General features: G+C 74.8%; 23 protein-coding genes and 1 pseudogene. 6 read left to right on the top strand and 18 right to left on the bottom strand.

Going from position 1 to position 26,435, the window contains the following annotated elements; genetic code table 11:
• Positions 1-91 precede the first annotated feature (91 nt).
• Positions 92-1,918, top strand: a complete 1,827-nt coding sequence (locus O7628_RS14630; protein WP_278136314.1) for a metallophosphoesterase — start codon at positions 92-94, stop codon at positions 1,916-1,918.
• A gap of 6 nt (positions 1,919-1,924) precedes the next feature.
• On the opposite strand, the gene ricT is transcribed toward O7628_RS14630, so the two are convergent.
• From ricT to tmk, 6 genes are all read right to left on the bottom strand, one after another.
• Complete coding sequence (gene ricT / locus O7628_RS14625) at positions 1,925-2,764, bottom strand: regulatory iron-sulfur-containing complex subunit RicT (protein WP_074475333.1); 840 nt, start codon at positions 2,762-2,764, stop codon at positions 1,925-1,927.
• Positions 2,765-2,819: 55 nt separating this feature from the next.
• Positions 2,820-3,497, bottom strand: a complete 678-nt coding sequence (locus tag O7628_RS14620; RefSeq protein WP_278131096.1) for a hypothetical protein — start codon at positions 3,495-3,497, stop codon at positions 2,820-2,822.
• A complete protein-coding gene (locus tag O7628_RS14615) occupies positions 3,497-3,802 on the bottom strand; it encodes a hypothetical protein (protein ID WP_074475335.1) in 306 nt (101 codons plus the stop codon). Before O7628_RS14615 ends, O7628_RS14620 begins: the two co-directional genes overlap by 1 nt.
• A 1-nt stretch (position 3,803) precedes the next feature.
• A complete protein-coding gene (locus O7628_RS14610; protein ID WP_074475336.1) occupies positions 3,804-4,133 on the bottom strand; it encodes a YbaB/EbfC family nucleoid-associated protein in 330 nt (109 codons plus the stop codon).
• 122 nt (positions 4,134-4,255) lie between these two features.
• On the bottom strand, positions 4,256-5,521 hold the full coding sequence (locus O7628_RS14605; protein ID WP_278131094.1) for a DNA polymerase III subunit delta': 1,266 nt from the start codon (positions 5,519-5,521) through the stop codon (positions 4,256-4,258).
• The gene (gene tmk, locus O7628_RS14600; RefSeq protein WP_278131092.1) at positions 5,521-7,806 is read right to left on the bottom strand and encodes a dTMP kinase; all 2,286 of its coding nucleotides are present in this window, start codon (positions 7,804-7,806) and stop codon (positions 5,521-5,523) included. Before tmk ends, O7628_RS14605 begins: the two co-directional genes overlap by 1 nt.
• A gap of 180 nt (positions 7,807-7,986) precedes the next feature.
• Between tmk and O7628_RS14595 the strand changes: the two genes are divergently transcribed.
• Positions 7,987-9,195 carry an amino acid deaminase/aldolase gene (locus O7628_RS14595; RefSeq protein WP_074475337.1) on the top strand — a complete coding sequence of 403 codons (1,209 nt, stop codon included), beginning with the start codon at positions 7,987-7,989 and terminating at the stop codon, positions 9,193-9,195.
• 16 nt (positions 9,196-9,211) lie between these two features.
• Here the strand turns inward: O7628_RS14595 and O7628_RS14590 are convergent, their stop codons facing one another.
• A complete protein-coding gene (locus tag O7628_RS14590; protein WP_074475338.1) occupies positions 9,212-9,814 on the bottom strand; it encodes a TetR/AcrR family transcriptional regulator in 603 nt (200 codons plus the stop codon).
• Between the two features lie 225 nt (positions 9,815-10,039).
• Here O7628_RS14590 and O7628_RS14585 point away from each other — a divergent pair, with 225 nt between their 5' ends.
• Entirely contained in the window at positions 10,040-11,356 is a 1,317-nt protein-coding gene (locus O7628_RS14585; protein ID WP_278131090.1) for a D-arabinono-1,4-lactone oxidase, read from the top strand.
• 75 nt (positions 11,357-11,431) lie between these two features.
• On the opposite strand, the gene O7628_RS14580 is transcribed toward O7628_RS14585, so the two are convergent.
• From O7628_RS14580 to O7628_RS14550, 7 genes are all read right to left on the bottom strand, one after another.
• A complete protein-coding gene (locus tag O7628_RS14580) occupies positions 11,432-12,397 on the bottom strand; it encodes a DUF559 domain-containing protein (protein WP_278131089.1) in 966 nt (321 codons plus the stop codon).
• Positions 12,398-12,501: 104 nt separating this feature from the next.
• Positions 12,502-15,348, bottom strand: a complete 2,847-nt coding sequence (gene topA / locus O7628_RS14575; protein ID WP_278131087.1) for a type I DNA topoisomerase — start codon at positions 15,346-15,348, stop codon at positions 12,502-12,504.
• A gap of 441 nt (positions 15,349-15,789) precedes the next feature.
• Positions 15,790-16,431, bottom strand: a complete 642-nt coding sequence (locus tag O7628_RS14570) for a hypothetical protein (protein ID WP_278131085.1) — start codon at positions 16,429-16,431, stop codon at positions 15,790-15,792.
• The gene (locus O7628_RS14565) at positions 16,422-16,964 is read right to left on the bottom strand and encodes a hypothetical protein (RefSeq protein ID WP_278131083.1); all 543 of its coding nucleotides are present in this window, start codon (positions 16,962-16,964) and stop codon (positions 16,422-16,424) included. The genes O7628_RS14570 and O7628_RS14565 overlap by 10 nt, the downstream gene beginning before the upstream one ends.
• A 124-nt stretch (positions 16,965-17,088) precedes the next feature.
• Positions 17,089-19,473, bottom strand: a complete 2,385-nt coding sequence (locus tag O7628_RS14560; RefSeq protein ID WP_278131081.1) for a sodium-translocating pyrophosphatase — start codon at positions 19,471-19,473, stop codon at positions 17,089-17,091.
• Positions 19,474-19,849: 376 nt separating this feature from the next.
• Complete coding sequence (locus tag O7628_RS14555) at positions 19,850-20,287, bottom strand: ATP-binding protein (RefSeq protein ID WP_074475345.1); 438 nt, start codon at positions 20,285-20,287, stop codon at positions 19,850-19,852.
• Entirely contained in the window at positions 20,284-20,640 is a 357-nt protein-coding gene (locus O7628_RS14550) for an STAS domain-containing protein (RefSeq protein ID WP_178063006.1), read from the bottom strand. The genes O7628_RS14555 and O7628_RS14550 overlap by 4 nt, the downstream gene beginning before the upstream one ends.
• Positions 20,641-20,782: 142 nt before the next feature.
• Here O7628_RS14550 and O7628_RS14545 point away from each other — a divergent pair, with 142 nt between their 5' ends.
• The 3 genes from O7628_RS14545 (at position 20,783) to O7628_RS14535 (ending at position 24,287) form a co-directional block, all read left to right on the top strand.
• Entirely contained in the window at positions 20,783-23,227 is a 2,445-nt protein-coding gene (locus O7628_RS14545; protein WP_278131078.1) for a DEAD/DEAH box helicase, read from the top strand.
• A gap of 151 nt (positions 23,228-23,378) precedes the next feature.
• Positions 23,379-23,585 carry a hypothetical protein gene (locus tag O7628_RS14540; protein ID WP_043961488.1) on the top strand — a complete coding sequence of 69 codons (207 nt, stop codon included), beginning with the start codon at positions 23,379-23,381 and terminating at the stop codon, positions 23,583-23,585.
• A gap of 123 nt (positions 23,586-23,708) precedes the next feature.
• On the top strand, positions 23,709-24,287 hold the full coding sequence (locus O7628_RS14535; RefSeq protein WP_278131075.1) for a hypothetical protein: 579 nt from the start codon (positions 23,709-23,711) through the stop codon (positions 24,285-24,287).
• A gap of 254 nt (positions 24,288-24,541) precedes the next feature.
• Here the strand turns inward: O7628_RS14535 and O7628_RS14530 are convergent.
• The 4 genes and pseudogenes from O7628_RS14530 to O7628_RS14515 form a co-directional block, all read right to left on the bottom strand.
• Positions 24,542-24,856: pseudogene (locus O7628_RS14530) on the bottom strand (Rv3654c family TadE-like protein); the annotation flags it as partial.
• 146 nt (positions 24,857-25,002) lie between these two features.
• Positions 25,003-25,320, bottom strand: a complete 318-nt coding sequence (locus O7628_RS14525) for a TadE family type IV pilus minor pilin (RefSeq protein WP_074475394.1) — start codon at positions 25,318-25,320, stop codon at positions 25,003-25,005.
• 125 nt (positions 25,321-25,445) lie between these two features.
• Positions 25,446-25,613, bottom strand: a complete 168-nt coding sequence (locus tag O7628_RS14520) for a DUF4244 domain-containing protein (RefSeq protein WP_074475350.1) — start codon at positions 25,611-25,613, stop codon at positions 25,446-25,448.
• Between the two features lie 52 nt (positions 25,614-25,665).
• A complete protein-coding gene (locus O7628_RS14515) occupies positions 25,666-26,247 on the bottom strand; it encodes a type II secretion system F family protein (protein WP_278136313.1) in 582 nt (193 codons plus the stop codon).
• Positions 26,248-26,435 lie beyond the last annotated feature (188 nt).

Raw genomic sequence — 26,435 nt, 5'->3', positions numbered from 1 at the left:
CGGCCGCCGCCACAGCGGGATGCCGCCCGCAACGGGCGGCGCAACGGGACCCGCGACGGCGACGGCACCGGGCCCCGCCCCGGGCACCGGCATCCCGGACATCCGGCCCGTCCCTGCCCACACCCGACAGCGGATCGGCCCCGCCCGGACTACGCTGCGGCTGGTGACCGACGATCGCACCCCCGTCGACGGCCCGGCCCCTCTCGATGATCCCGACGACGAGCGGGCCTTCGCCCGCACGGCCCGCCGGCCGCGCAGCATCGACCCGCCGGAGCTGGGCTTCACCCCGCGCAGGCCGGTGCCGTGGCTCGCGCCGCTCCTGCTGATCAGCACCGGCCTGCGGACGCTGCTGGCGATGCTGTTCGGGGCGTACCTGGACAAGCGGGAGTTGCAGAACTCGCTGGAGGCCCGCATCGAGCGCCAGGTCGGGCCGGACGGCGGGCTGTGGCTCGACTACGTGGCCGACCTGGGCGACGGCTTCGACGCCACCTACTCGGTGGCGTACCTGCTCGCCCAGCCGGAGCTGACCGTCGACGGGCACCGGCTGCCCCGGGCACAGACCCTGGTGATGGGGGGCGACCAGGTCTACCCGTCGGCGTCCTACGAGGCGTACGAGGACCGCTGCAAGGGGCCGTACCAGGCCGCGCTGCCGGTGACGCCGCCCGAGCGGCCCACCCTGTTCGCGGTCCCCGGCAACCACGACTGGTACGACGGGCTCACCGCCTTCCTGCGGCTGTTCGTCCGCTCCCGGGACCGGCACTTCGGCGGCTGGGGCACCGGCCAGTCCCGCTCGTACTTCGCCGCCGAGCTGCCCGCCGGCTGGTGGCTGCTGGGCCTCGACGACCAGTCCGGCTCGTACCTGGACGACCCGCAGCTCACCTACTTCGACACCGTCGCGAAGCGGCTGGGGCCGGGGAGCCGGGTGATCCTGGCCGTGCCCGCGCCGACGTGGGTCAAGGCCGTCGACCACCCCACGGCGTACGACTCGATCGACTACTTCGTCCGCACCATCGTCGCGCCGACCGGGGCGCGGGTGCGGCTGCTGGTCTCCGGGGACCTGCACCACTACGCCCGGTACGCCGGCCCGGACCGGCAGCTCGTCACCTGCGGCGGCGGCGGGGCCTACCTGTACCCGACCCACCACCTGCCGGAGCGGATCGAGGTGCCCCCGCGCGACACCCTGTCCCGGCGGGCCAGCCGCAGCCTCCCGTACGACCTCGCGGCCACCTTCCCCGACCGGGCCCGCTCCCGCCGGTACGGCTGGGGCGTCTTCGCCCGGCTGCCGAGACGCAACCCGGGTTTCGGCACCCTGCTCGGCACGGTGCACACCCTGCTCATGCTGGCCATGGCCGGGGTGGCGGCGGGTCGGGCCGGTGGCACCGAGCAGCGGCTGCTGAGCGTCCCGCTGGTGGCGATGCTGCTGGTGACGATGCTCGGCGCGGTCTTCTTCGCGAAGCCGCCGAGCGCCGGCGGCAAGCGGCAGGTGCGGCACTGGATCCTCGGCGTCGCGCACGGGCTGGCGCAGGTGGCGCTCGCCGCCGCCGGCACCTGGGCCTGGCTGGCGGTGCCCCTGCACGACTGGCCGTGGCCACTGCCGGTGGCCGCCGCGGCGGTGGTGTACGGCCCGCTGATCGGCCTCCTCGCCAGCGAGCTGGTGGCGGCCTACCTGCTGGTGGCGGGGGCCTTCGGGGTGAACGTGAACGAGCTGTTCGCCGGTCAGGGCATCGAGGACGCCAAGGCGTTCCTGCGGATGCGCATCGACCCGGACGGCACGCTCACCATCTATCCGATCGCCGTGGACCGGGTCTCCCGCGGCTGGCGGCTGAACCCCGACGACTCCCCGACCGCCTCCTGGCTGGCCCCGAAGGATCCGCTGACCCCGCGCCTGGCCGAGCCACCGGTCGTGCTGGCGCCCTGAGCCGGCTCAGGCGTCGTAGCGCTGGTCGTGGGCCTGGCGGGAGCCGCAGACGGCGGCGCGGGAGCACATGGAGCGCGTGCCGTCGGCGTCCAGCCGCACGGTCACGGCGTCCCTCGGGACGCTGTGGCCGACGACCCGGCCGTCCCCCTCCGGGGTGCTCACGCGGGTGCCGATCGCCGGGGCGGACTCGGCGAACTTGGCGTAGAGCGGGTGCTCGTATTTCAGGCAGCACATCAGCCGGCCGCAGGCCCCGGAGATGCGCAGCGGGTTGAGCGGCAGGTCCTGGTCCTTCGCCATCCGGATCGTCACCGGCTCGAAGTCGGTGAGGAAGGTGGCGCAGCACAGGTCGCGCCCGCAGGAGCCGATGCCGCCCTGCACCCGCGCGGAGTCGCGGGCGGAGAGCTGGCGCAGCTCGACCCGGCAGTGCAGGGTGGCGCCCAGGTCGCGCACGAGGGACCGGAAGTCGACCCGGTGCGGGGCGGTGAAGTAGACGGTGGTGCGGTCCCCGCCGCCGTCGGCGGTGGCGAGCACGTGGTCGACGGCGACGACCTTCATCGGCAGGCCGTGCTCACGGATCAGCCGCTTCGCGGCCACCTTCGCCTCGGCCTTGCGCCGCCTCAGCAGCTCGTCGCGGCGCAGGTCGTCGTCGGTGGCGAGGCCGGCGAGCCGGGGGAAGCCGTCGGTGTCCTCACCGACCCACTGCGCGGCCCAGACGCACTCCGCCACCTCGGGGCCGTCGTCGGTGGGGACCAGCACCCGGTCGCCCACCTGCGGGCGGAACTCGCCCGGATCGAGGTAGTAGAGGCGCCCGTACCGGTTGAAGCTGACCGCGCAGAGCATGCCCATGCCTTCACCCTACGACGCGGTGCGGCCCGGCACCCAGCCCCGCGTCACCACGCGGTCACCGGACCCGCAGCGGGGAGCCGTGGTAGGGGCCGCCGACCGTCGACCCGCGCCAGGTCGTCTCCGCGAGGCTCGGCGACCACTGGCGCAGCAGCGTCTCCGCCCCGTCGTAGGCCACGCCGAGCACGGCCAGCACCCGGTGGGCGATGTCGGCCGCCGCGAGCAGCCCCGCCGCGCCCGGCCCGGTGTCGCCGGCGGGGGCGGGTGCGGTGGCGGCCCGCACCCGGACCGCCTCGGCGGAGCCGAGCACGTCGGCGAGCGCGCGGGCGAGCGCGAGGCGGCTGCCCTCGACCCAGTCGGCGAGGGCGTCGGCGTAGCCGGCCGTGGCCTCCAGCCGGCCCACCAGACTCTCCGGCCCCTCGTCGAGGTGGCGCAGCAGGGCGGCGCGGGCCTGGTCGTAGGCCGAGGCGGCCGGCCCGGACCAGGCGGCGGGGTCGGTGAGGGTGCGGCACACCTCGTCGTACGCCCGGACGAGCCCGCGCACCGCGTGGCCGGCACCGGTCAGCGGGGCGGGGTGCAGGTCGAGGAAGCCCCGCACGGCGTCGCCGGGGAGCACCTGCATGCGGCGCAGCAGCGGCCAGAGCCGGTGCCCCTCGGGCGCACCGCCGACGAGCAGCGTGTCGACGCGGTCGAGCAGGTCGAGCCCCGGCTCGGCGAGGCGGTCGAGGGCGTCCATCACCGCTCCCGGCCGAGCCGGCGACGGACGGCGTCGTCGACCCCGGTGTAGCGGTCGGCGGCGCTGCGCACCGCGGACGCGGCGGCGGCGAGCCGGGACGCGGCGACGGTTGCCTCGCGGGCCCGGTCGCCGGTGGCGTCGGTCCACCGCCGGTGCAGGGCCCGGCCGATCTCGCCGGGCCGGCCGGGGACCTGCGCGCCGAACGCCGGGTGCGGCGGGTCGGTGGCGGTCACGGCGCGGGCCAGCGTCTCCAGGGTGGCGCTCGCCTCGTCCAGCCGGGCGGCGAGGGCGCGCAGCTCGTCCACGTCAGGCCCCCGCGAGGGGCCGGTAGGCGGCGAACGTCTCGTTGTGCAGCTTCTCCCGGGCCCACTGGGCCGCGTCGGCGGCGGCGGCCACGGCGGCGCGCACGGAGGCGGCCACGTCGCGGTGGTGGCGCTGGTGCAGGGGGCCGAGAAAGCGCACGTCGGTGATCCGGCCGTCGGCGGTGACCGCGACCTCGACCAGCCCGTCCGGGGAACGCACGGTGACCTCCACGGTCGACACCGCCTGGTCGAACTCGGCCTGCAACGCCTCGATGCGGCGGTAGCGCCGCACCGCCTCCTCGATCCAGGCCTCGTCGATCTCCCCCCGAGGCATCGCGGACTCCTCCCGGCAGTGCACTCACTGAGTGTGCCGCCACGGTCACCACGGCATCACCGGACCGTACCGCACACCAATCGGGCCTGTCGATGCCCTGTGGACGGAGCAGGGGTGGGCGGTCAGCCCTTCCAGAGGGCGAGCATCATCGCCTCCACGGCGATGCGCGGCTTGACGTTGGCCTCGATGGCGGCGCGGCACTCCAGCACGGCCTCCAGCCGGCGCAGCGCCCCCTCGGCGTGCCACTTCTGCCCGCCCGCCTCGGCCAGCGCGGCGGTGTCGGTGTGCACGGGGGCGACGGGCGCGCGCAGCGCCGCGACGAGGGCGTCGCGGTAGAAGCCGGCGAGGTCGACCAGGGCCCGGTCCAGGGCGTCGCGCTGGGCGCGCGTGGCGCGCGACTTCTGCCGTTTCTCCAGGTCCTTGAGCTGGCCCTGGGCGCCGCGCAGCGCGCCGGCCGCGCCCCGGCCGGTGCCGCCCGCGCCGAGCGCCGTCTGCAACGCGGCCTTCTCCGCCTCGTCGAGTTCGGCGACGGACGCGGCGGCCTCCGCCTCGGCGGACTCGATCAGCGCGGACGCCGCGTCGAAGGCGGCGCCCACCCCGGTGAGCCGGCGCGGCACGGCGAGCACGGCGTCGCGCCGGCTGCGGGCCTGCGGGTCGCCGGCGAGCCGCCGGGCCCGGCCCACGTGCCCCTGCGCGGCCGCCGCCGCCCAGCGCGCCACGTCCGGCGCGATCCCGTCCCGGCGGACCAGCACCTCGGCCACCGCCTCGGGCGCGGGCTGCCGCAGCGGTACGACCCGGCAGCGCGACCGGATGGTCACCGACACGTCGTCGGGGTGGGTGGACGGGGCGCAGAGCAGGAACACCGTGCGCGGCGGCGGCTCCTCGACGGCCTTGAGCAGCGCGTTGCCGGCCGCCTCGGTGAGCCGGTCGGCGTCGGAGATGATCACCACCTGCCAGCGCCCGCCGGACGGGGTGCTGGCCGCCCGCAGCACCAGCGCGCGCATCTCGCCGACGCCGATGCTGAGCCCCTCGGGCGCGACGAGCCGCACGTCGGCGTGGGTGCCGGCCATCGTGGTGTGGCAGCCGGGGCAGGTGCCGCACCCGGTGCCGGAGGCGCACTGGAGAGCCGCGGCGAAGGCGCGGGCGGCCACCGAGCGGCCCGAGCCGGGCGGCCCGGTGAAGATCCACGCGTGGGTCATCCCGGCCCCGGGGTCGGCGGCGGGCTCCGCGCCGGGGGCGGCCTGCCGGAGCTGGGCGGCGGCCGCTGCGGCGGCCCGGCGCAGCGTGGCGACCGCCTCGTCCTGGCCGACCAGGTCGGCGAAGACGCCAGCGGCGGCGGCTTCCGGCCGCGCGGCTTCCGGGGCGGCGGCTGCGGAGACGTCCGGCATCAGGTGCGGTGCTCCATCGTCACCAGCTCCGAGTCGGATAACTCGGGCTGCACCGAGGTGTCGGGCCCCTGGGCGGGCCGGGGGTGCACGATCCCGGCCGGGTCGACCAGGAACTCCGCCACCCGGCGGGCGACCAGCCCGGCGGTCTCCTCGACGGGGCGGGACGCGTCCAGCACCAGGTAGCGCTTCGGGTCGTTCGCGGCGAGGTCGAGGAAGGCGTACCGGACCCGCTCGTGGAAGGCGACGGACTCGGCCTCCAGCCGGTCGGCCCCCTCGTTGCGGGCGGCCACCCGGGACAGGCCGGTGTGCGGGTCCACGTCGAGCAGCACCACCAGGTCGGGCTTGAGGCCGCCGGTGGCCCAGGAGGAGAGCCAGGAGACCTCGTCGACGGGGAGCGTCCGCCCGGCCCCCTGGTAGGCCAGGGACGAGTCGACGTACCGGTCGCTGATCACCACCGCGCCCCGGACCAGCGCCGGCCGGACGACGGTGGCGACGTGGTGCGCCCGGTCGGCGGCGTAGAGCAGCGCCTCGGCGCGCGGGGACGGGCCCTCGGCGGTCGCGTCGAGCAGCAGCGCGCGGATCCGCGCGCCGACCTCGGTCGCGCCCGGCTCCCGGGTTACCACCACCTCGCGCCCCTGCCCGCGCAGCCGCTCGGCGAGCGCGGCGAGCTGGGTGGACTTGCCGGCCCCCTCGCCGCCCTCGAAGACCACGAAGAGCCCGCTGGAGACGAAGTGCTCGGCCGGCATCAGCGGGCGGCCCCGGATCGACCCCCACAGGTCGGCGAGGACCGGCACGCCCTTCTTGTCGTCCATCTGGCCGAAGGCGCTGATCCCGGCGAAGATGCCGGCCGCGCCGGCGGCGAGCAGCAGCAGCCGGGTGGAGGAGACGGAGATGCCGAGGTCGGCGATGGTCAGCTTGCGGGAGCCGCCGACCCCGACGAGGAGGCTGCTCAGCGCGATGGCGAGGATCAGCACCAGCCGGGTGCCGATCTGCACCACCGCGAAGACCCGGCCGCGCACCTCGTCGGCGACCTCGCCGCCGAGCAGCGTGGTGCCGGCGAGGAAGGCCATGCCCGCGCCCGCGCCGACCAGGATCGCGCCGAGCATCGCCATGGACAGGTGCACGGCGAACGCGAGCACCACCACCGACGCGCTGGCCAGCACGATGCTCATGCCGAACCAGCGCCGCCGGGACATCTCCCGCACGATCATCGGGCCGAGCCCGATGCCCAGGGCGAGGCCGATGAACATCGCGCCGAAGAGCAGGTAGAAGGCGGCGTCACCGGCACCGAGCGAGGCGGCGAAGAACTTGGCCGTGCCGATCACGATGCCGCCGCCGGCGAACGCGCCGAAGATGCCGAGCACCAGGCCACGGACCAGCGGGGTCTGGCCGATGTACTTCCAGCCCTCGGTGAACTGGCGCATGACGCCCTGTTCGGTGCGCTCGGCCTCGCTGGCCTGCGCCTGGCTGATCTCCTTGATCCCGAAGGCGACGACCAGGGCGGTGGCGAGCCGGGAGAACGCGTTGAACCACAGCGCGAGCTGCGCCGGCTCGGCCCAGGACGGCATCTCCCCGCCGGTGGCCGCCCGGACGCTGCGGTCGAGCAGGGCCAGGCCGAGCGCGGCGGCGATCGGGGTCAGCCCGTACGTGGTGATCAGGGTGAGCTGGTTGGCCGCCTCCAGCCGGGCGCGCGGGATGAGGTTGGGGACCGCGGCCTCCTTGGCCGGGATCCAGAGCAGGGTGATCGTCTCGATCAGGAAGGTGGCGACCGCCGCCCAGCCGACCACCAGCCCGCCGCTGGCCCCGGTGAGCGCGAACAGCGGGATGGAGGCGAACAGCAGGAAGCGCAGCACGTCGCAGATGACCATGGTCCAGCGCCGGTCGAACCGGTCGGCGAGGACGCCGGCCACCGGGCCGAGGATCAGCGCGGGCAGCAGCCGGATCGCGATCAGGGTGCCGAACGCGGCGCCCTGGGCGGTGCTGCCGGAGACCTGGGCGGCGGCGAAGACGGAGGTGGCGAGCAGGCCGAGCCAGTCGCCGAAGGAGGCGGCGCCGAGCACGATCCAGAGCCGGCGGAACGGTCGGATGCGCAGCACGGAGCGGATCGCGGCGGCCCCGGACCGGTCGGCCGGCTGCGTCCCGGCCGGCGGGGCGCCCGCCTGGGCGCCGGTGCGGCCGGTGTCCTCGGCGCCGGGCGGGCCGGCCGACGGCGACTCGCCGGGCGACTCGCCGCTGTTCTGGCTTTCGATGGCCGTACCTCCACGTGCCGGCCCAACGTTGGGCATCCCGGTGCAACACTCTAGTCCCGGTCGGGGGACTTCCCGCCCGTGACAGTGCCTGCTCGCCGAGCCTAGGCCGCAGCCGCCACCCGTCGCCGCCGGTGTCCCCGGGCCGCCGGGCGGAAGCACGCCCCGGCAGACGCGAGGCTCTTTCACAATTGACCGATCGACAGTTAGCGTGCACACGTGACCAGCGAAGGCGACAAACTGCGCGAACGCCTGGAACGGGCGACCGCCCACCTCGACCCGCCGTACGCGGTGGTCGACCTGGCGGCGTTCGACGCCAACGCGGCGGCGCTGCCCACCCGGGCCGGCGGCAAGCCGATCCGGGTCGCCAGCAAGTCCGTCCGGTCCCGCGAGCTGCTCCGCCGGGTGCTGGGCCGCCCCGGCTGGCGCGGGGTGATGGCGTTCACCCTGCCCGAGGCGAACTGGCTCGTCCGGGCCGGCGTGACCGACGACGCGCTGGTGGCGTACCCCACGGCCGACCGGGGGGCGCTCGCCGAGCTGGCCGCCGACGAGGGGCTGGCCGGGGCGGTCACGCTGATGGTCGACGGGACCGACCAGCTCGACCTCGTCGACGCGGTGTGCCCGCCGGGCCGCCGGCCCGCGCTACGGGTCTGCGTCGACCTCGACGCGTCCTGGCGGCCCCTGGGCAGGCGGGTGCACGTCGGGGTGCGCCGCTCGCCGGTGCACAGCGCCCGCGCGGCCGGCGCGCTCGCCGCCGCGATCGCCGCCCGGCCGGGCTTCCGGCTGGTCGGCCTCATGTCGTACGAGGCGCAGATCGCCGGGCTGGGCGACGCCCCGCCGGGCCGGGCGGCCCTCGCCGCCGCGATCCGGGCCGCCCAGCGCGGGTCGTACCGCGAGTTGCTGGCCCGCCGGGGCGCGGCGGTGTCGGCGGTACGCGAGCACGCCGACCTGGAGTTCGTCAACGGCGGCGGCACGGGCAGCGTGGCGGCGACCAGCGCCGATCCCGCGGTCACCGAGGTCACCGCGGGATCGGGCCTGTACGGGCCGACGCTGTTCGACGCGTACCGGGCCTGGCGGCCCACCCCGGCCGCGTTCTTCGCCTGCGCCGTGGTCCGCCGGCCGACGCCGGAGCTGGCGACCGTGCTCGGCGGCGGCTGGATCGCCTCCGGCCCGCCCGCCGGCAACCGGCTGCCCACCCCCTGGCTGCCGACCGGCCTGAAGCTGCTCGGCGCGGAGGGCGCCGGCGAGGTGCAGACCCCGCTGACCGGCCCGGCGGCGGCCGGCCTGCGCGTCGGCGACCGGGTGTGGTTCCGGCACGCCAAGGCCGGCGAGCTCTGCGAGCGCGTCAACGAGCTGCACCTGGTCGACGGCGACCGGATGGTCGGGACCGTCCCCACCTACCGGGGGGAGGGTCACGCCTTCCTCTAGTCCCGCCGCCGCCCGTTCAGGCGGTGGGGGCGGGGGCCGGGGTGGTGACGCCCGCAGCGGCGGCGGCCGACGCCTCCACGTGCCGGTGCAGGTATTCGCGGATGAGCGCCTTCGCCTCGGCGAGCACCCGCTCGTCGCCCTCGGCGTTGCGCCGGAACGCCAGCTTGATCAGGGCGTCGGCGGCCTCGACGGCGATCTCCAGGCAGAACCGCAGGCGCGGCTCGTCGACCATGCCGAACCGCTCGGTGAGCACCCGGGCGAGCTGGTCGGCGATGACGCCGTTGTTGTCCCGCTGCTCGTCCAGCAGGTGCAGGTCGACCACGTCGCCGAAGTGCAGGGTACGGAACCCGGGGACGGTGCGGTGCATCGTGATGTACTCGTCGATCCCCGCGTCGACGCCGTCCCACCAGTGCGTCAGGTCGTCCGAGGCGAACCGCTCGTCGAGCCGCTGGAGGTAGGATTCCATCGTGCGCAGGGTCAGCGCCTGCACGATCGCCCGCTTGTCCGGGAAGAACTGATAGACCGACCCGATCGCCACCTCGGCGCGCTCGGCGAGCAGGGTCGTGGTCAGCCCCTCGTACCCCACCTCGTCGACGAGTTCGGCGCAGGCGTCCAGCATCCGCTGGACCCGCGCGACGCTTCGACCCTGGACCGGCACCCGGCGCAACGGCCCGGTCGTGGCGGCTGGTGTGGACACTCGGCGCCACCCCCCTTCGACAGATGAACATATCTGCACGTCACGAGTACGTGACTACCGGTACAACGAGCGGACCTGGATTGCGGTATTTACCAGGCACAACGTTCCTGATATGAAGACATCTCACATTCACGTCGAGGAGCGCGCATGGGCAGCACGACCCCGCCGAGCCCCCACTGGCGCAACTGGGCCGGCAACCAGCGCAGCACCGCCACCACCATCCTCCGCCCCCGTACGATCGCCGACGTCGCCGCCGCCGTCCAGGCCGCCGCCGCTGCCGGCGAGCGGATCCGGCCCGTCGGCAGCGGCCACTCCTTCACGGCCGTGGCGTGCGCCGACGACCGCCGGATGGAGCTGACCGACCTCGACACCGAGACCCGGGTCGACCGCGACCGACGCCTGGTCACCGTACCGGCAGGGATGCCCCTGCACCGACTCAACGCCCTGCTCGCCGGGCACGGGCTGGCGCTGCCCAACCTCGGCGACATCGACGCGCAGACCGTCGCCGGGGCGATCTCCACCGGCACCCACGGCACCGGCGCGGCGTACGGCTGCCTGTCGACCTTCGTCGAGGCGCTCACCCTGGTCACCGGCACCGGGGAGGTGCTGCGCTGCTCCGCTGGCGAGCACCCGGACGTCTTCGCCGCCGCCCGTGTCTCCCTCGGCGCCCTCGGCGTGCTCACCGAGGTGACGCTGCGCGTCGTGGACGCCTTCGTGCTGCGCGCCCACGAACGCCCCGCCGCCCTCGACGACGTCCTCGCCGACCTGCCGTCGCTGGTCGCCAAGCACGACCACGCCGAGTTCTTCTGGTTCCCCTACACCGACCGGGTGCAGCTCAAGACCAACGACCGGGTCCCCGCCGACGACCGGCCGCTGCCCCGCTGGCGGGCCTGGCTCGACGACGACTTCCTCGCCAACACCGTCTTCGCCGGCCTCTGCCGGCTCGGCCGCGCCGCGCCGCGCCTGGTGCCCGCGATCAACGCGGCCTCCGCCCGGGCGCTCAGCGAACGCACCTACACCGGCCGCTCCGACGCGGTCTTCTGCACCCCGCGCCGGGTCCGCTTCATGGAGATGGAGTACGGCCTGCCGCGCGCCGCCCTGCCCGAGGCCCTGGCCGAGGTGCGCCGCATCGTCGGCAGGCTCCCGTTCAAGGTGCAGTTCCCGGTCGAGGTGCGCTTCACCGCCGCCGACGACATCTGGCTCTCCCACGGGTACGGGCGCGACTCGGCGTACATCGCCGTCCACCAGTACCTAGGCGCGCCCTACGAGCCGTACTTCCGGGCCGTCGAGGAGGCCGCCGCCGGGCTGGGCGGCCGCCCCCACTGGGGCAAGCTGCACTGGCGCGACGCGGAGTCGCTGGCCCCCGCGTACCCGAAGTTTGCCGACTTCCGCTCCCTCCGCCACCGCCTGGACCCGCAGGGAGTCTTCGTAAACCCCCACCTGACAACTCTCCTGGGCCCCTGACAGGCACCCCTCGCAGATCTTGGAAGAAACTGGCCCCTGGAGGGGCCGGAATCTTCCAAGATTGTCTCGACGGCGTCAGCCGGGCCAGCCGGCGGCACGCAGGGCGGCGCGCAACTGGTCCACCACCTCCTCGGGGCGGTCGCGGACGGCCCAGGACGGGAAGCGGAGCACCCGGTCGCCGTCGATCCAGAGCGCGTTCTGCCGGCGCATGTCGGCCCACGCCGCGCGGGGGTCGAGGTGCTGACCACCGTCGACCTCGACGTGCACCCCCCACTCGTCGAAGTAGGCGTCGAGGTAACGACGCCGCCCGGTGGCGTCGCACCGGACCTTCTGCCGGGTCGGCTCGGGCAGCCCCGCGCCCCGGACGAGGCCCAGGAAGCCCAGCTCGGCAAGGGAGTGTGCGCCGCCGGCCGCGTCTGCGGCGGTGCCCAGGATCAGCCGCCGGCGGCGGGCCCGGGGCAGCCGGTCGAGCACCTGCCGCAGGTCGTCGCCCCCGACCAGGCGTTGCTGAAAACCGGCGGCGATCACTGCCCTGGCCTCGTCGTCGCTTCCGGCCCACTGCGCGGCGTCGACGATCGACCGGGCCGGCATCGTGCGGCGGGGCTGCCCGATGGCGTACACGTCCTCGTCCGGTAGGCAGGTCGTCCGGTGCGCCACGACTCCCGGCGGCAGCGGCCCTCGCCGACGGTCGGCCGGCAGCAGTAGGTGGACGGGGCGACCGGGGAAGCCACGCAACCCACCCGCCTGGGCGGCGGTCAGCCCACCGAGCACCGCCGCCGGTCCGGCGGCGAGCACGCCGATCCACCGGAGCTGATCCGCGCCCACCGGACCGTTGTGGGTCACGAACACCGCCCGGTGCACCTGCCGCCAGCGGTGGCTGTCGACCCGGTGCCGGATCGCCTTGCGGGACAGATGCCGCAGCGCCTGGCTGAGACTGATCACCTCATCCTGGTGGAAGAGCAGCCAGGTCAGCTCGTCGGCGTCGTCGCCCGGCAGCGCCCGCCGCCACCCCGCCCAGCCCCGCCCGCCACGAAAACCCACGGCAGAAACCCTGCCGCACGGCCCGCCATCCCCGCTGCCCCTGTGGACAACGGCGAGATCATGGAAGAAGGTGGCCCCTCCAGGGGCCGGAATCTTCCAAGATCTCAGGTGGTGGCCTTTCTGGGGGGTGTCGCCTTCTTGGCCGGGGTGGCCTTCTTGGCCGTCGTGGCCTTGGTGGCCGTCGTGGCCTTGGTGGCCGTCGTCTTCGTGGCGGCGGCGGTCTTCTTTGCCGCCGCCGTGGTCTTCTTCGCCGTCGTCTTCTTCGCGGCCGGGGCCTTCTTCGCCGCCGCCTTCTTCTTCGGGGCCGGGCCCTTCGCCCGCTTCTCGGCGAGCATCTCGGAGGCTTCCTCGACGGTCAGCGCCTCCGGGGTCTGCCCCCGCCGCAGGGACGCGTTGAACTCGCCGTCGGTCACGTACGGGCCAAACCGGCCATCCTTGATCACCAGCGGCTTCTCGGTCAGCGGGTCGACGCCCATCTCCCGCAGCGGCGGCGCGGCGGCCCGACGCTGGCGGGTCTTCGGGGCGGCCAGCAGGGCCAGCGCCTCGTCCAGCGTGACGGTGAACATCTTGTCTTCCGAGTCCAGCGAGCGGAACTCGTCGCCCTGCTTGACGTACGGGCCGTAGCGGCCGTTGTTGGCGAGGACCTCCGCGCCGTCGGGGGCCACCCCGACCAGCCGGGGCAGGCTGAGCAGCTTCAACGCCTCGTCGAGGGTGAGCGAGTCCGGCGACTGCGTGCGCAGCAGCGACGACTTGCGCTCGCCGCTGGCCACGTACGGGCCGAACCGGCCGGACTTGAGCAGGATCGGCTCGCCGGTCGACGGGTCGTCGCCGAGCTTGCGCTCGCCGCCCCCGCCGAGGAACAGCTCGTGCACCTTCTCCGGGGTCAGCTCGTCGGGGGCCAGCCCCTCGGGGATCGGCGCCCGGTCGCCCTGGCCGCCGCCCTCCTCGCCCTCACCGTGGGCCGCCGGCTCCTCGCCGGGCGCGCCCCGCTGGAGGTACGGCCCGTAGCGCCCCACCCGGACGACGACCTCGCGGCCCTCGTCGTCGGTGTGCAGGGGGATCGAGTTGACGCTGCGTGCGTCGATCTCGCTGAGGTTCTCCGTCACCAGCTTCTTCAGCCCGCCGGCGTGGGCGATGGTCTGGTCGCCGGCCCCGTTGGCGCTGCCGAAGTAGAACGCGGTGAGGAAGTCGACGGCGGCGTGGTCGCCACCGGCGATCTCGTCCAGCTCGTTCTCCATGCTGGCGGTGAAGTTGTAGTCGACCAGCCGGGGGTAGTGCCGCTCCAGCAGGCCGATCACCGCGAACGCCAGGAACGACGGGATGAGCGCCTGGCCGCGCTTGCTGACGTACCCCCGGTCCTGGATCGTCTGCATGATCGACGCGTAGGTGGAGGGGCGGCCGATGCCCAGCTCCTCCAGCGCCTTGACCAGCGACGCCTCCGTGTACCGCGACGGCGGCTGGGTGTGGTGGCCCTGGGCGGCCAGCGCGTCGGCGGTCAGCGGCTGGTCCTTGACCAGGTTGGGCAGCCGGCGCTCGGCGTCCTCGGCCTCGGCGTTCTCGTCGTCGGAGGACTCGACGTACGCGCGCAGGAAGCCCGGGTCGGTGATCGTCTTGCCGGTCGCGCCGAAGTCGGCCTCCTCCTGCGCGGAGGAGACGGCCCGGATCCGCACCGAGACGCTGGAGCCGACCGCGTCGGTCATCTGGGAGGCGATGGTGCGCCGCCAGATCAGCTCGTAGAGCTTGAACTCCTCGCCGGACAGCTCCCGGGCCACCTCGCCCGGGGTGCGGAAGTTGTCGCCCGCCGGGCGGATCGCCTCGTGCGCCTCCTGCGCGTTCTTCACCTTGCCGGTGTAGCGGCGCGGCTCCGGCGGCACGCTGCGCTCGCCGTAGAGCTCGACGATCTGCCGGCGGGCCGCCGCGATGGCGGTCTCCGACAGGTTCACCGAGTCGGTACGCATGTAGGTGATGTAGCCGTTCTCGTAGAGCCGCTGCGCGGTGCGCATCGTCTGCTGCGACGAGAACCGCAGCTTGCGGGCCGCCTCCTGCTGGAGGGTGGAGGTGATGAACGGCGCGTACGGGCGGCGGCGGTAGGGCTTCTCCTCGACCCGGGTGACCGTGAACGGCCGCCCCGCGAGGCGGGCCGCCAGCCCGCGCGCGCCGCCCTCGTCGAGGTGCACGACGCCCGCGCCGGGCCGCACCTTGCCGGTGGTCGGCTCGAAGTCCTTGCCGGTGGCGATCCGGTCGCCGTTCAGCGCGACGAGGGTGGCGTTGAAGGTGCGCGGCCCCTCGCCCGGCCTCGCCACGGCGAGGGTGGCCAGGATGTCCCAGTATTCGGCGGTGCGGAAGGCCATCCGCTGCCGCTCGCGCTCGACCACGATCCGGGTCGCCACGGACTGCACCCGGCCCGCCGAGAGCTTCGGCATGACCTTCTTCCACAGCACCGGGGAGACCTCGTAGCCGTAGAGCCGGTCGAGGATGCGCCGGGCCTCCTGGGCGTCGACCAGGTCCCGGTCGATCTCGCGGGGGTTGGCCACCGCCGCCTGGATCGCCGGCTTGGTGATCTCGTGGAAGACCATCCGCTTGACCGGCACCTTGGGCTTCAGCGTCTCCACCAGGTGCCAGGCGATCGCCTCGCCCTCGCGGTCCTCGTCGGTGGCCAGGAAGATCTCGTCGACCTCCTTGGCCAGCTTGACCAGCTTGCTGATCTGCTGGCGGCGGTCGGGCGAGACCACGTAGAGGGCGTGGAAGCCGTTGTCGACGTCCACCCCGAGCCGGGCCCACGGCTCGCCCTTGTACTTGGCGGGCACGTCGGCGGCGTTGCGTGGCAGGTCGCGGACGTGACCGAAGCTGGCCTCCACGACGTACCCCGGGCCGAGATAGCCCGAGATCGTCTTGGCCTTCGCCGGTGACTCGACGATGACCAGACGGGTGGTCCTGGCGTTGCTCGGCACGTCTCCTGCGACCTCACTCCTGCTCGTGGCCGGCCGATCCGGGGCGCGGACCACCCGCGGTCCGCCGGAACCGCCGGCGGTCCGGATGTCCAACGTAACGCGCCGTCCGGGTTCCGGGTTTCGCGGGCGGCAAACCGCCCACGCCGCTTCCCGGGGCACCGGCGACGGTCTTGCCGGACGGCGCCACCGTACACCGTGGGTAGGCCCTCGGGCGGGCCACTGTGACGACGCCGCCTCTCGGTGGACGCCCGACCAGCCGCTCCGCCGCCGTCGCCCGACGGCTGGAGTGTCCTTGATCGGACACCCGGGGGAGGCCCGACCGGCGACGTCCCGGCCGGCTCGGGGCGTGCCGCCCCGCCCGGCTCAGCCGGCGGCGGGCCAGTCGGCGGCAGGCCAGTCGGCTCAACCGGCGGCGGGCCAGTCGACGGCGGGCCAGTCGGCTCAGCCGGCGGCGGGCCAGTCGGCGGCGGGCGCGGCGGGTGGGCGGTCGCCGATGAGGTCGGCGAGGCGGGCCAGCCGGCGGCGGCCCGTGATCCGGTACGCCGGCCCGCCCGCCTGCGCGTCGAGCAGCACCGCCGGCAGGCCGACGGCGGCCAGGGCCGCGCCGGCCGGTTCCCGGCAGTGCTCGTCCGCCGCGCCGAGGCGGAGCAGGAACCCGGGCGGGTCGGCCGCACCGGCGGCGGCCACCCAGAGCCGCAGCCGGCGGCCGTTGAGGTGGAACCCGGCGGGCGGCCGTTTCACCTCACCCGCAGGCTCGACGGACGACGCCGGGTCGCGCAGCCAGGCCAGCGCGAGCGGCGCGAGGGTGCTCGCGTACGAGGTGCGCACCAGGTGCCGGCCGTCGGGGGTCGCCTCCCAGGTCGCGGCGATGCCGCGCCGGGACAGCTCGGCGACGAGCACGTGCACCCGCCAGGCGGCGTCCAGCACGATCGACAGCCGGGCGGTGCCGCCCATCCGCGACACCTCGCCGGGCCCGGCGAGCAGCCCGGCCAGGTCGGCGACGGACGGGTCCGCCGCCTCGGCGCCGAACAGGGAGAGCTGCCGCACCGGGTCGGGTGGTCGGTCGGGGGACGTCAGCGGCACTCCGGGACCTCGTCGAAGGCCTGTCTGAGCTCTTCGGAGTCGAGCCGGCTGGTGTCCAGCGCGCTGGCGTCGTACTCCTTGTCGAGGGTCTCCACGGCCGCGCGCACCCCGTCGTAGAAGGCGGTGGCCTCGCCGGTGCCCAGCCCGTCGATGGTGTCGCGGGCCCGGCCGTACGCGTCGCGCACCTTGCCCAGGGACGCCTGGAAGCGGGCCGAGATCTCCTCGCCGTGCTCGGTCTCGGGGACGCCGGCCTGGTCGATCTTGCGACGGGCGGTCTCGCTGGCGTCCGCCGCGCCGGCAAAGAGCCGCACCAGGTTCTCCTTCGCCTGCGCCGGGGTGGTCTGCGCGGTCATCTGCTGCTGGGTGCTGCTGGTCAGCTTGTTGATCTCGGCCCGCCACGGGCTGAGCGCCTCGCAGACCGACGCCGCCCACGCCTGCGGGCTGGGGCCGCCGCCGCACGCGGCCAGCGCCAGGACGAGCGTGGCGAGGACCGCCGTCAGCTTTCCGGCGGTCGCCGCCCGGCACGTGCGCATGCGTTGCAGCGTACGGCCTCCGCGCCGTCGTGCCACGGGTCGGTTTGCCGCCCCGGGCCCGCCACGGGGGTGCGGGCTCCCGGCCGGCGGTGGTCGACCGGCCGGGAACCCGCTGTGTCACCGCTCAGGCGTTGACCGTCTCCGGCCGCTGGTCGGCGCTGCCGGCGCCGGTGCCGCTGTCGTCGGAGTCGCCCATCGCGATGCCCTTGCGCTTGCTGAACACCACCGCCGCCACGACGATCAGCGTGGCCACCACCGCGATGCCGACGCGGAGGCCGACGTTGCGGTCGTCGCCGACGCTCCACGCCACGACGGCCGGCGCGATCAGCAGCGAGACCAGGTTCATCACCTTGATCAGCGGGTTGATCGCCGGGCCGGCGGTGTCCTTGAACGGGTCGCCGACGGTGTCGCCGATGACCGTGGCGGCGTGCGAGTCGGAGCCCTTGCCGCCGAACGCGCCGTCCTCGACGAGCTTCTTGGCGTTGTCCCACGCGCCGCCCGAGTTGGACAGGAACACCGCCATCAGGGTGCCGGCGCCGATCGCCCCGGCCAGGTACGCGGCCAGCGCGCCCGGCCCGAGGCCGAAGCCGACGGCGATCGGGGCGAGGATGGCGAGCAGGCCGGGGGTCATCAGCTCGCGCTGCGCGTCCCGGGTGCAGATGTCGACGACCTTGCCGTACTCGGGGCGCTGGGTGCGGTCCATGATGCCGGGCAGCTCGCGGAACTGCCGGCGCACCTCCATCACCACCGCGCCCGCCGAGCGGGACACCGCGTTGATGGCCAGCCCGGAGAAGAGGAACACCACGGCCGCGCCGATGATCAGGCCGACGAGGTTGCGCGGGTTCGCCACGTTCAGCGAGTTCAGGATCTCCGCGCCGACGTCGCCGACGCCCGCGTCCGAGTACGCCGTGCGCAGCGTGTCGGTGTACGAGCCGAACAGCGCCGTCGCCGCCAGGACGGCGGTGGCGATCGCGATGCCCTTGGTGATCGCCTTGGTGGTGTTGCCGACCGCGTCCAGCTCGGTGAGGATGCGGGCCCCGTTCTCGTCGATGTCGCCGGACATCTCGGCCACGCCCTGCGCGTTGTCGGAGATCGGGCCGAAGGTGTCCATCGCGACGATCACGCCGACGGTGGTGAGCAGGCCGGTGCCGGCCAGCGCCACCGCGAACAGCGACAGGGTGATGGAGCTGCCGCCCAGCAGGAACGCGCCGAAGACGCCCGCGCCGATCAGCAGCGCCGAGTAGACGGCCGACTCCAGGCCGACGCTGATGCCGGCGAGGATGACGGTCGCCGGGCCGGTCTGCGAGCTCTTGCCGATGTCCTGCACCGGGCGGCGGTTGGTCTCGGTGAAGTAGCCGGTGAGCGCCTGGATCGCGGCGGCCAGCACGATGCCGATGATCACGGCGGCGATGGTCACCCCGCGCGGACCCAGCGGCGGGTCGCCGCCGTCGACGCCGAGGCTGGCCCGCCACTCGGGCCCGAGCAGGTCGGCCCAGGTCGGCTTGAGGTAGACGAAGGAGGCGACCGCCACCAGCACCGCCGAGAACAGGGCGGAGAGGTAGAACGCCCGGTTGATCGCGGTGAGGCCGTTGCGGTCGGAGGCGCGCAGCCGGGTGATGAAGACGCCGACGATCGCCACCAGCACGCCGATCGTGGAGATGATCAGCGGGAGGACGAGGCCGTCGTTGCCGAACGCGGCCCGGCCGAGGATCAGCGCGGCGACCAGCGTGACCGCGTACGACTCGAAGAGGTCGGCGGCCATGCCGGCGCAGTCGCCGACGTTGTCGCCCACGTTGTCGGCGATGGTGGCGGCGTTGCGCGGGTCGTCCTCGGGGATGCCCTGCTCGACCTTGCCGACCAGGTCGGCGCCGACGTCGGCGGCCTTGGTGAAGATGCCGCCGCCGACCCGCATGAACATGGCGAGCAGGGCGGCGCCGAAGCCGAAGCCCTCCAGCACGGTCGGCGCGTCGCCCTTGAACAGCAGGACGACCAGCGCCGCGCCGAACAGGCCGAGGCCGACGGTGAGGAAACCGACCACGCCGCCGGTGCGGAAGGCGATCTTCATGGCGCCCTCCCGGCCGCCGGTCGCCTCCCGGGCCGCGGCGGCGACCCGCAGGTTCGCGCGGGTGGCCAGCCACATGCCGGCCCCGCCGATGAACGCGCTGAACAGGGCGCCCACCACGAAGAAGGCGGACCGGCCGATCTTCACCGCCAGCTCGCTGCCGTCGGTGTCGTGCACCGGCAACAGGAAGAGCAGCACCACGGCGATCACCACGAAGATCGCGAGGGTCCTGAACTGCCGGAGCAGGTAGGCCGAGGCCCCCTCCTGCACCGCTCCGGAGATCTCCTGCATGTTGGTGGTGCCCTTACCGGCTGCCAGCACGGCCTTGGTCAAGGCGGCGGCGAAGACGAGTGCCACCAGCGCGATGACCGCGGCGATGACGACGTACGTCAGGTTGGCTCCGGTAAGGGACAGTGCGCCGCCGTCGGCGGCCATGGTCCCGGACATCTGTGTCCTCCTGTACCGAACACTCGCGCCGGCCGGTGGAGACGCACGGACCGACGCCTGGATGCGGACTCGCAAGCGCGCCAACCCACTCCAGCGGACCAGCGATGAACACCCATACCCGCTGGCTGCGGGAAGGATCACTTGCTGACAACCCGCGTACTGTAGCCCTCCGTAGTGCCAGAGGTCACATTGAGGGGCACCCTGTTCGGATGATCTTCGTCGCTGTGTTACGCGAAGAATTCTGATATAAGCCCCGACCACGACGAACGGGCCGCCCTCCCGGTCGGGAGTGCGGCCCTGAGCAGGCAATCAGTGAGTTGAGCGCGGAGTCAGCCCGGACGACTGATCATGCGATCAGCAAGGGTTGAGCAGAGAGTCAGCGGTGCACCGGCCATACCATGCGGACCTCCGTGCCGACGCCCTCCTCGACGGGGCGCACCTGAAGATCCTCGACGAAACCGGCCAGCAGCGCGAAGCCCACGCCGGTGGTCAGATCGTCCTCGTTGAGCGACTCGTTGGCGAGCTGGTCGGCGTCCAGCGCGGCCAGGCCGATGCTCGCCTCGATCGGCGCCCGGTCCACCACCCGCACCGCGTACGCCCCGCTGTCGGACATCTCCACCAGCACCGGATCCGGCACGTTGTACTGCCGGTGCAGGGCCACCGCCCGGGTGCACGCCTCGCCGATGGCCAACCGCACCTCGTCGAGCAGGTCCTCGCGAACGCCGGCGCGGCGGGCCACCGCGACACCGACCAGCCGGGCGGTGCGCACGTGCACCGGGGCCGGCGAGAAGGAGAGCCGGACCGTCGCCATCAGGCGCCGGAGCCGGTCGGATCGGCCCCGATCGCCGCGTCGACGGTCGGGTACAACGGGAAGACCTGATCCAGGGCCGTGATCCGGAAGATCTTGAGCAGCGGCTCCTTGCCACAGACCAGCGCGAAGCTGCCGCCGGCCGCGCGCAGCCGCTTCAGCGCGCCCACCAGCACGCCCAGGCCCGTGGAGTCGAGGAAGTCGACCCGCCCCAGGTCGACCACGACGTGCCTGGCCCCGCCGTCGATCAGCTCCAGCAGCCGTTCCCGCAGGCGAGGGGCCGTGTAGACGTCGACCTCACCGCCGACCTCGAGCACCGTGTGCTCCCCCACGGCACGGGTCGCCAGCGACAGCTCCATCGGTCCTCCTCGCAAGAGTCGTAAACTCTCCTGGGCATCTAACCATCCCCGCCGGGGCCGTCCGCGAGGTCACCGGCGAAGGGCTCCCCCTTACCCACACCCCCGCCGGTCAACTCCGAACACTTGTGCGAGAGTGCAGGACATGCCCCCCGCAGCCACCGTAGCCGCAGGCCACGGCCCCGACCGCCCGCCCGGCGCGGCCCCGGCCGAGCTGCTGCGTCGGCTGCGCGCGCGCACCGGCGGCGACGCCGACCCGGTCACCCACGTCGAGCGGGTGCCGGCCCGGCCCGGCGAGCAGGCGTCGTGGCCGCCGTGGACCCCCGAGGAACTGCGCGCGGCGTTCGCCCGCCGCGGCGTCGTCGCGCCCTGGCGGCACCAGGCCGAGGCCGCCGACCTGGCGTACGCGGGCACGCACGTCGTCGTCGCCACCGGCACGGCGTCCGGCAAGTCCCTGGCGTACCAGCTTCCCGCGCTGGCCACCCTGCTCGCCGACCCCCGGGCCACCGTGCTCTACCTCGCGCCGACCAAGGCGCTCGCCGCCGACCAGTTGCGCGCCGTCGCCGGCCTGGACCTCGACGGGGTACGCCCCGCCACCTACGACGGGGACACCCCGCGCGCCGAGCGGGAGTGGATCCGCCGGCACTCCCGGTTCGTGCTGACCAACCCCGACATGCTGCACCACGGCATCCTCCCCGGGCACGCGCACTGGTCGGGGTTCCTGCGCCGGCTGGCGTACGTCGTCGTCGACGAGTGCCACACCTACCGGGGCGTGTTCGGCTCCCACGTCGCGCACGTGCTGCGCCGGCTGCGCCGCCAGTGCGCGCGCTTCGGGCGTACCCCCGTGTTCCTGCTGGCCTCGGCCACGTCGGGTGACCCGGCGACGGCGGCCGGGCGGCTCACCGGCCTGCCCGTCGCGGCCGTCACCGACGACGCCTCGCCGCGCGGCGGGGTGACCTTCGCCCTGTGGGAGCCGCCGCTGCTGCCCGGCGACCAGGCCCCCGGGGCCGGCGACCAGGCGGGCGGGGCCGGCGACCTCGCGCCGGTGCGCCGGTCGGCGCTGCGGGAGACCGCCGACCTGCTCGCCGACGCGGTCGCCTCCGGCGTGCGCACCCTCGCATTCGTCCGGTCCCGCAAGGGCGCGGAGGTGGTGGCCGCCACCGCGCGCCGCGCCCTCGACGAGGCCGTCCCCGGGCTCGGCGACCGGGTGGCCGCCTACCGGGCCGGCTACCTGCGCGAGGAGCGGCGCGAGCTGGAGCGCGCCCTGCTGCACGGCGACCTGCTCGGCCTCGCCTCGACCAACGCGCTGGAGCTCGGCGTCGACCTCGTCGGCCTCGACGCCGTGCTGATCTGCGGCTGGCCGGGCACCCGGGCGTCGCTGTGGCAGCAGGCCGGGCGGGCGGGGCGCTCCGGCGACGAGGCCCTCGCCGTGCTCGTCGCCCGGGACGACCCGCTGGACACCTACCTCGTGCACCACCCGGAGGCCCTGTTCGGCCGCCCCGTCGAGGCCACCGTGCTCGACCCGGCCAACCCGTACGTGCTCGCCCCGCAGCTCGCCTGCGCGGCGGCCGAGGCCCCGCTCACCCCCGCCGACCTGGACCTCTTCGGCGACGGCGCGAAGGAGGCCGTCGACTCGCTCGTCGCGGCGGGCGCGCTGCGGCAGCGGCCGACCGGCTGGTACTGGCGGCACCGGGAGCGCCCCGAGGTGGACCTGCGCGGCGAGGGCGGGGCACCGGTCTGCGTGGTCGAGGCGGCCACCGGGCGGCTGCTCGGCACCGTCGACGGCGGATCGGCCCACTTCCTCGTCCACGCCGGCGCGGTCCACCTGCACCAGGGCGTGTCGTACGTGGTCGACTCGCTGGACCTCGACGACGGGTGCGCGCTGGTGCACCCGGAGGAGCCCGACTGGTCCACCCACGCCCGGGACGTCACCTCCCTCACCGTGGCGTCGGTCCGCTCCTACGTCGACGCCGGGCCCGTCGGGCTCTTCCTCGGCGAGGTGGACGTGACCAGCCAGGTCGTGTCGTACCAGCGACGCCGGATCTCCTCCGGCGAGGTCATCGACACCCGCCCGCTGGACCTGCCGGCCCGCGAGCTGCGCACCGTCGCCGTCTGGTTCACCCTCTCCCCGGAGTCGCTGGCGGCAGCCGGCGTCGAGCCGGCGGACGTGCCCGGTGCGCTGCACGCCGCCGAGCACGCCGCCATCGGGCTGCTGCCGCTGATGGCCACCTGCGACCGGTGGGACATCGGCGGGCTGTCGACGGCACTGCACCCGGACACCGAGGCGCCCACCGTCTTCGTCTACGACGGGCACCCGGGCGGGGCGGGCTTCGCCGAGCGGGCGTACGGCACGGCCGCGCAGTGGCTGCGGGCCACCCGCGACGCGATCGCCGAATGCGGCTGCGAGGCGGGCTGCCCGTCCTGCGTCCAGTCCCCGAAGTGCGGCAACGGCAACAACCCGCTGTCCAAGCCGGGCGCGCTCCGGGTGCTCGACGTGGTGCTGGCCAACCTGCCCGCGCCGACCGACCCGGGGGCCACGCTGCCGAGGCAGGATGACCGACGCACCAGGGCTGGCGGCGTGCCGGGGTAGGCGGCCTCTGGGGCAGCCGGCGGCCACCCGGGTTTCGGGAGGCGTGCATGACCAAAAGGCGTAGTGGGCATTGATACATGGGAGCGCTTCCATGCCAGGCACCCACCCCACTACCCTGAGATCGCCGTTTCCAGCCGCCGGAGGAGGAGTCGTGGCCGACACCATCGCCGAGACCGTCGACCTGCTCTACACCATCGACCAGGAACACCTCACCCCCGACCAGCAGATCGCCCTCGGTGCCGCCATGGCCACGCTCGCCCAGGCGGAGCGGCTGGAACAGATCAACGAGCGGCTGCGCGGCATCCACCAGGTGCTCAACGCGTGGGCGCTCAAGGCCACCGTCGACGGCGGACGCTGACGCCGACGGGCGGACGACGACTGCCGGCCTGGCTCGCGGTCGTTGGTGGGCCAGCGGTTGTCGGCGGGCGGGCGGTTGTCGGCGGGCTGTGCGAGACTCCGGCGACCCTCTGGAGGAGAACTCATGCAGCTCGACACCTTGCAGCAACAGCAGCAGTTCCACATCCGGCAGCGCATCCGGATGATGGTCAACCAGTACGAGGTCCACTCCGTCGCCCCCGACGGTTCGGAAGGCGGGCTGCTGGCCTTCGCGCAGCAGAAGCGGCTGGCGTTCAAGGAACAGGTCACCATCTACACCGACGACAGCAAGCAGCAGCCGCTGCTCGGCTTCAAGGCCCGGCAGCGGCTGGACCTCGGCGCGACGTACGACGTGACCGACCACGCCGGCACCCCGATCGGGCTGTTCCGCAAGGACTTCGCCCAGTCGCTGCTGCGGTCCACGTGGCACGTCGAGCAGGCCGGCCTGCCGCAGATCACCGGCCAGGAACGCAGCATGCCGGTGGCGCTGCTACGCCGGTTCGTCGACTCGCTGTCCTGGCTGCCGTACCACTTCGACTTCACCGCAGGCGGCCAGCCGGTGTTCTCGGTCGTCAAGAAGTGGGGCCTGCGCGACCGGTACGTCGTCGAGGTGCACAACCCGCAGATCGACCGGCGACTCGTGATCGCCATGGCGATCGGCCTGGACGCCCTCCAGGGCCGCTGAGCCCTGCGGGCCGCTGAGCCCGACGGCCGCTGAGCCCCGCGGGCCGCCGGCCCGGTGGCGCTCGGCTTCCGGCTCGGCCGGCCTGGCGGCCCCCTGCCCGAAGGGCTGCCGGGCCGCCTCCTGGCCGATGCCCCGGGCCTGGGCCTGGGCCCCGGCCCCGGCTCCGCGACCAGGGCCGGGGCCGAGCCAGGGCCAGGCCCGGGAACCAAGCCAGGATCGGGGATCGGGGTCGCGCCAGGGCCGGGGATCGGGGGCCGGGACGGGCCGGCGCGGGCGGTCGCCGTGGCGACCCGGGTGAGACCGGGCAACGGCGTGACGACCACCTCCGTCGTCACCACGGCGTCCAGCCCGTCGAGCCGGCAGCCAGCCAGCCGCGCCCCGTTCGCCCGCGCGATCTCGCCGGCGGACGCGCAGGCCGCCTCGCCGCCGGTCAGCGCCTGAGCCGCTGCGGCGAGCGCGCCGAAGTCCGCCGCCACCGCAGCCCGCTGCTGCGCGACCCGGGCGGCACCGACGGCCACGCCGAAGACGCCCACCAGCACGAACGCCAGCCCGACGGCGAGCAGACACACGGTCGCCCCACCCCGCTCACCGTCCGGTCGCGGCCCCTGCGGGCCGCACGAGCGCCAGCCACGACATGATCGACACGAGTGTCGAACGCGACACGAACGCCGGGCGGGACACGAGCGGAACAGGCCCCGACGGGTCGGACGCTTCGTCACGGCCGTGGCCCCGGGGCACCCGGCTCGACGGCGGCGACCGCCGTGGCGGTGACGGTGACGAGGGGCAGCCGGGCGCCGAGGGCGCGCACGGGCGCCCGTACCGTCGCGGTGACCCGGTCGTCGCCCACCGAGACCGAGACCTCCGCCCCGGCGGGCGCCGCCGCTTCCCCCGCCGCCACGCCGGGCTGGCCCCGGGAGGCGGCGAGGGCCGCCTCCCGGGCCGCACCGAGGCAGCCGGCCTGCGTCGCGACCGCGTTCACGGCGGTGAGACCGGCGAGCAGGAGCAGCAGCACCGCCGGCAGGCCGGCGGCCAGTTCCGCCGTGAACGACCCGCGCTCCCGGGGCGACGGGGACGGCTGCCCGGCCGGCCGGCCGCCCTCGCCCGGCCCCGGTTGTCGCTCCGGCGCACCCCGATCGGGACCGACCTGCCGGCGGGCGGTCACTTCAGTGCCCGGTCGATGACGGCGGTCAGCGCGGACTGCACGTTGCCCGAGGTGAGCACCTTGAGCAGGATGCCGGCGAACGCGACGGCGGCGAGGGTGCCGACGGCGTACTCGGCGGTGTTCATCCCGGCGTCGCCGCGCAGGCGGTTGAGGATCTTGCGCATGGGCGTTCTTCCCTTCTGGACGGTCGCCGCGCAGCCGGTCGGCTGACGGCGCTCAGAGCACGTCGCCGAGGACGGCGACGATCACCGGCACCAGGCCGGCGAGAATGAAGGCGGGCAGGAAGCAGAGCCCCAGCGGCAGCACGATGAGCACGCCGGACCGCCGGGCGGCGGCCTCGGCGGCGGTCGACCGGTCGGCGCGCAGGTCGTCGGCGAGCCGGGTCAGCGCACCCGCGAGCGCGGCACCACTGTCGGCCGAACGCAGCGCGGCACCGGCCAGCCGTTCGGCCCCGGGCACCGGGAGGAGATGCGCCCACGCCTCCTCGGGCCGACCGCCGAGCAGCAGGGTCCGGCCGACCAGGCCCAGACGGTCGGCGAGCGGCCCGCCGAGCGCGTCTGCCACGGCCAGCACGGACCGGTCCACCGGCGCACCGGCCCGCATCGTGGCGGCGAGGAGATCCGCGGCGAGGGGCAGGTCGACGGCCTCCCGGAGCCGCCTCTCCCGGACTGCGGGCGGCTCGATCCGCCGCAAGCCCCGGTCCGCCGCGACGGCGGCGACGACCCCGCCGAGGAGCCCCGCCCAGCCGCCGAGCACCACCAGGACGGCGAGCCCGAACAGCCCCGCCCCGAGACGGATCGGGTCCGGCCACCACGGCGGCCGGGACCGGCCGGCCGCCTCGGCCGGCCCCGTCGCCGCGTGCGGCGCGTCCGCCCCGCCGAGGCCGGCCGGCCTGTCCGGCGGGGCCGTCTCCCCCGCACCGGCCGCCTCCCTCCGCCGGCCCAGGCTGCGCAGCCGGCGGGTGGAGCCCGCCCGCAGGCCGACGG

The sequence above is a fragment of the Micromonospora sp. WMMD956 genome (genome assembly GCF_029626125.1).
In the GTDB taxonomy this organism is placed as follows: domain Bacteria; phylum Actinomycetota; class Actinomycetes; order Mycobacteriales; family Micromonosporaceae; genus Micromonospora; species Micromonospora carbonacea.
The sequence above is the reverse complement of the archived record's forward strand: the minus strand, read 5'-3'. Positions and strand labels throughout refer to the sequence as shown.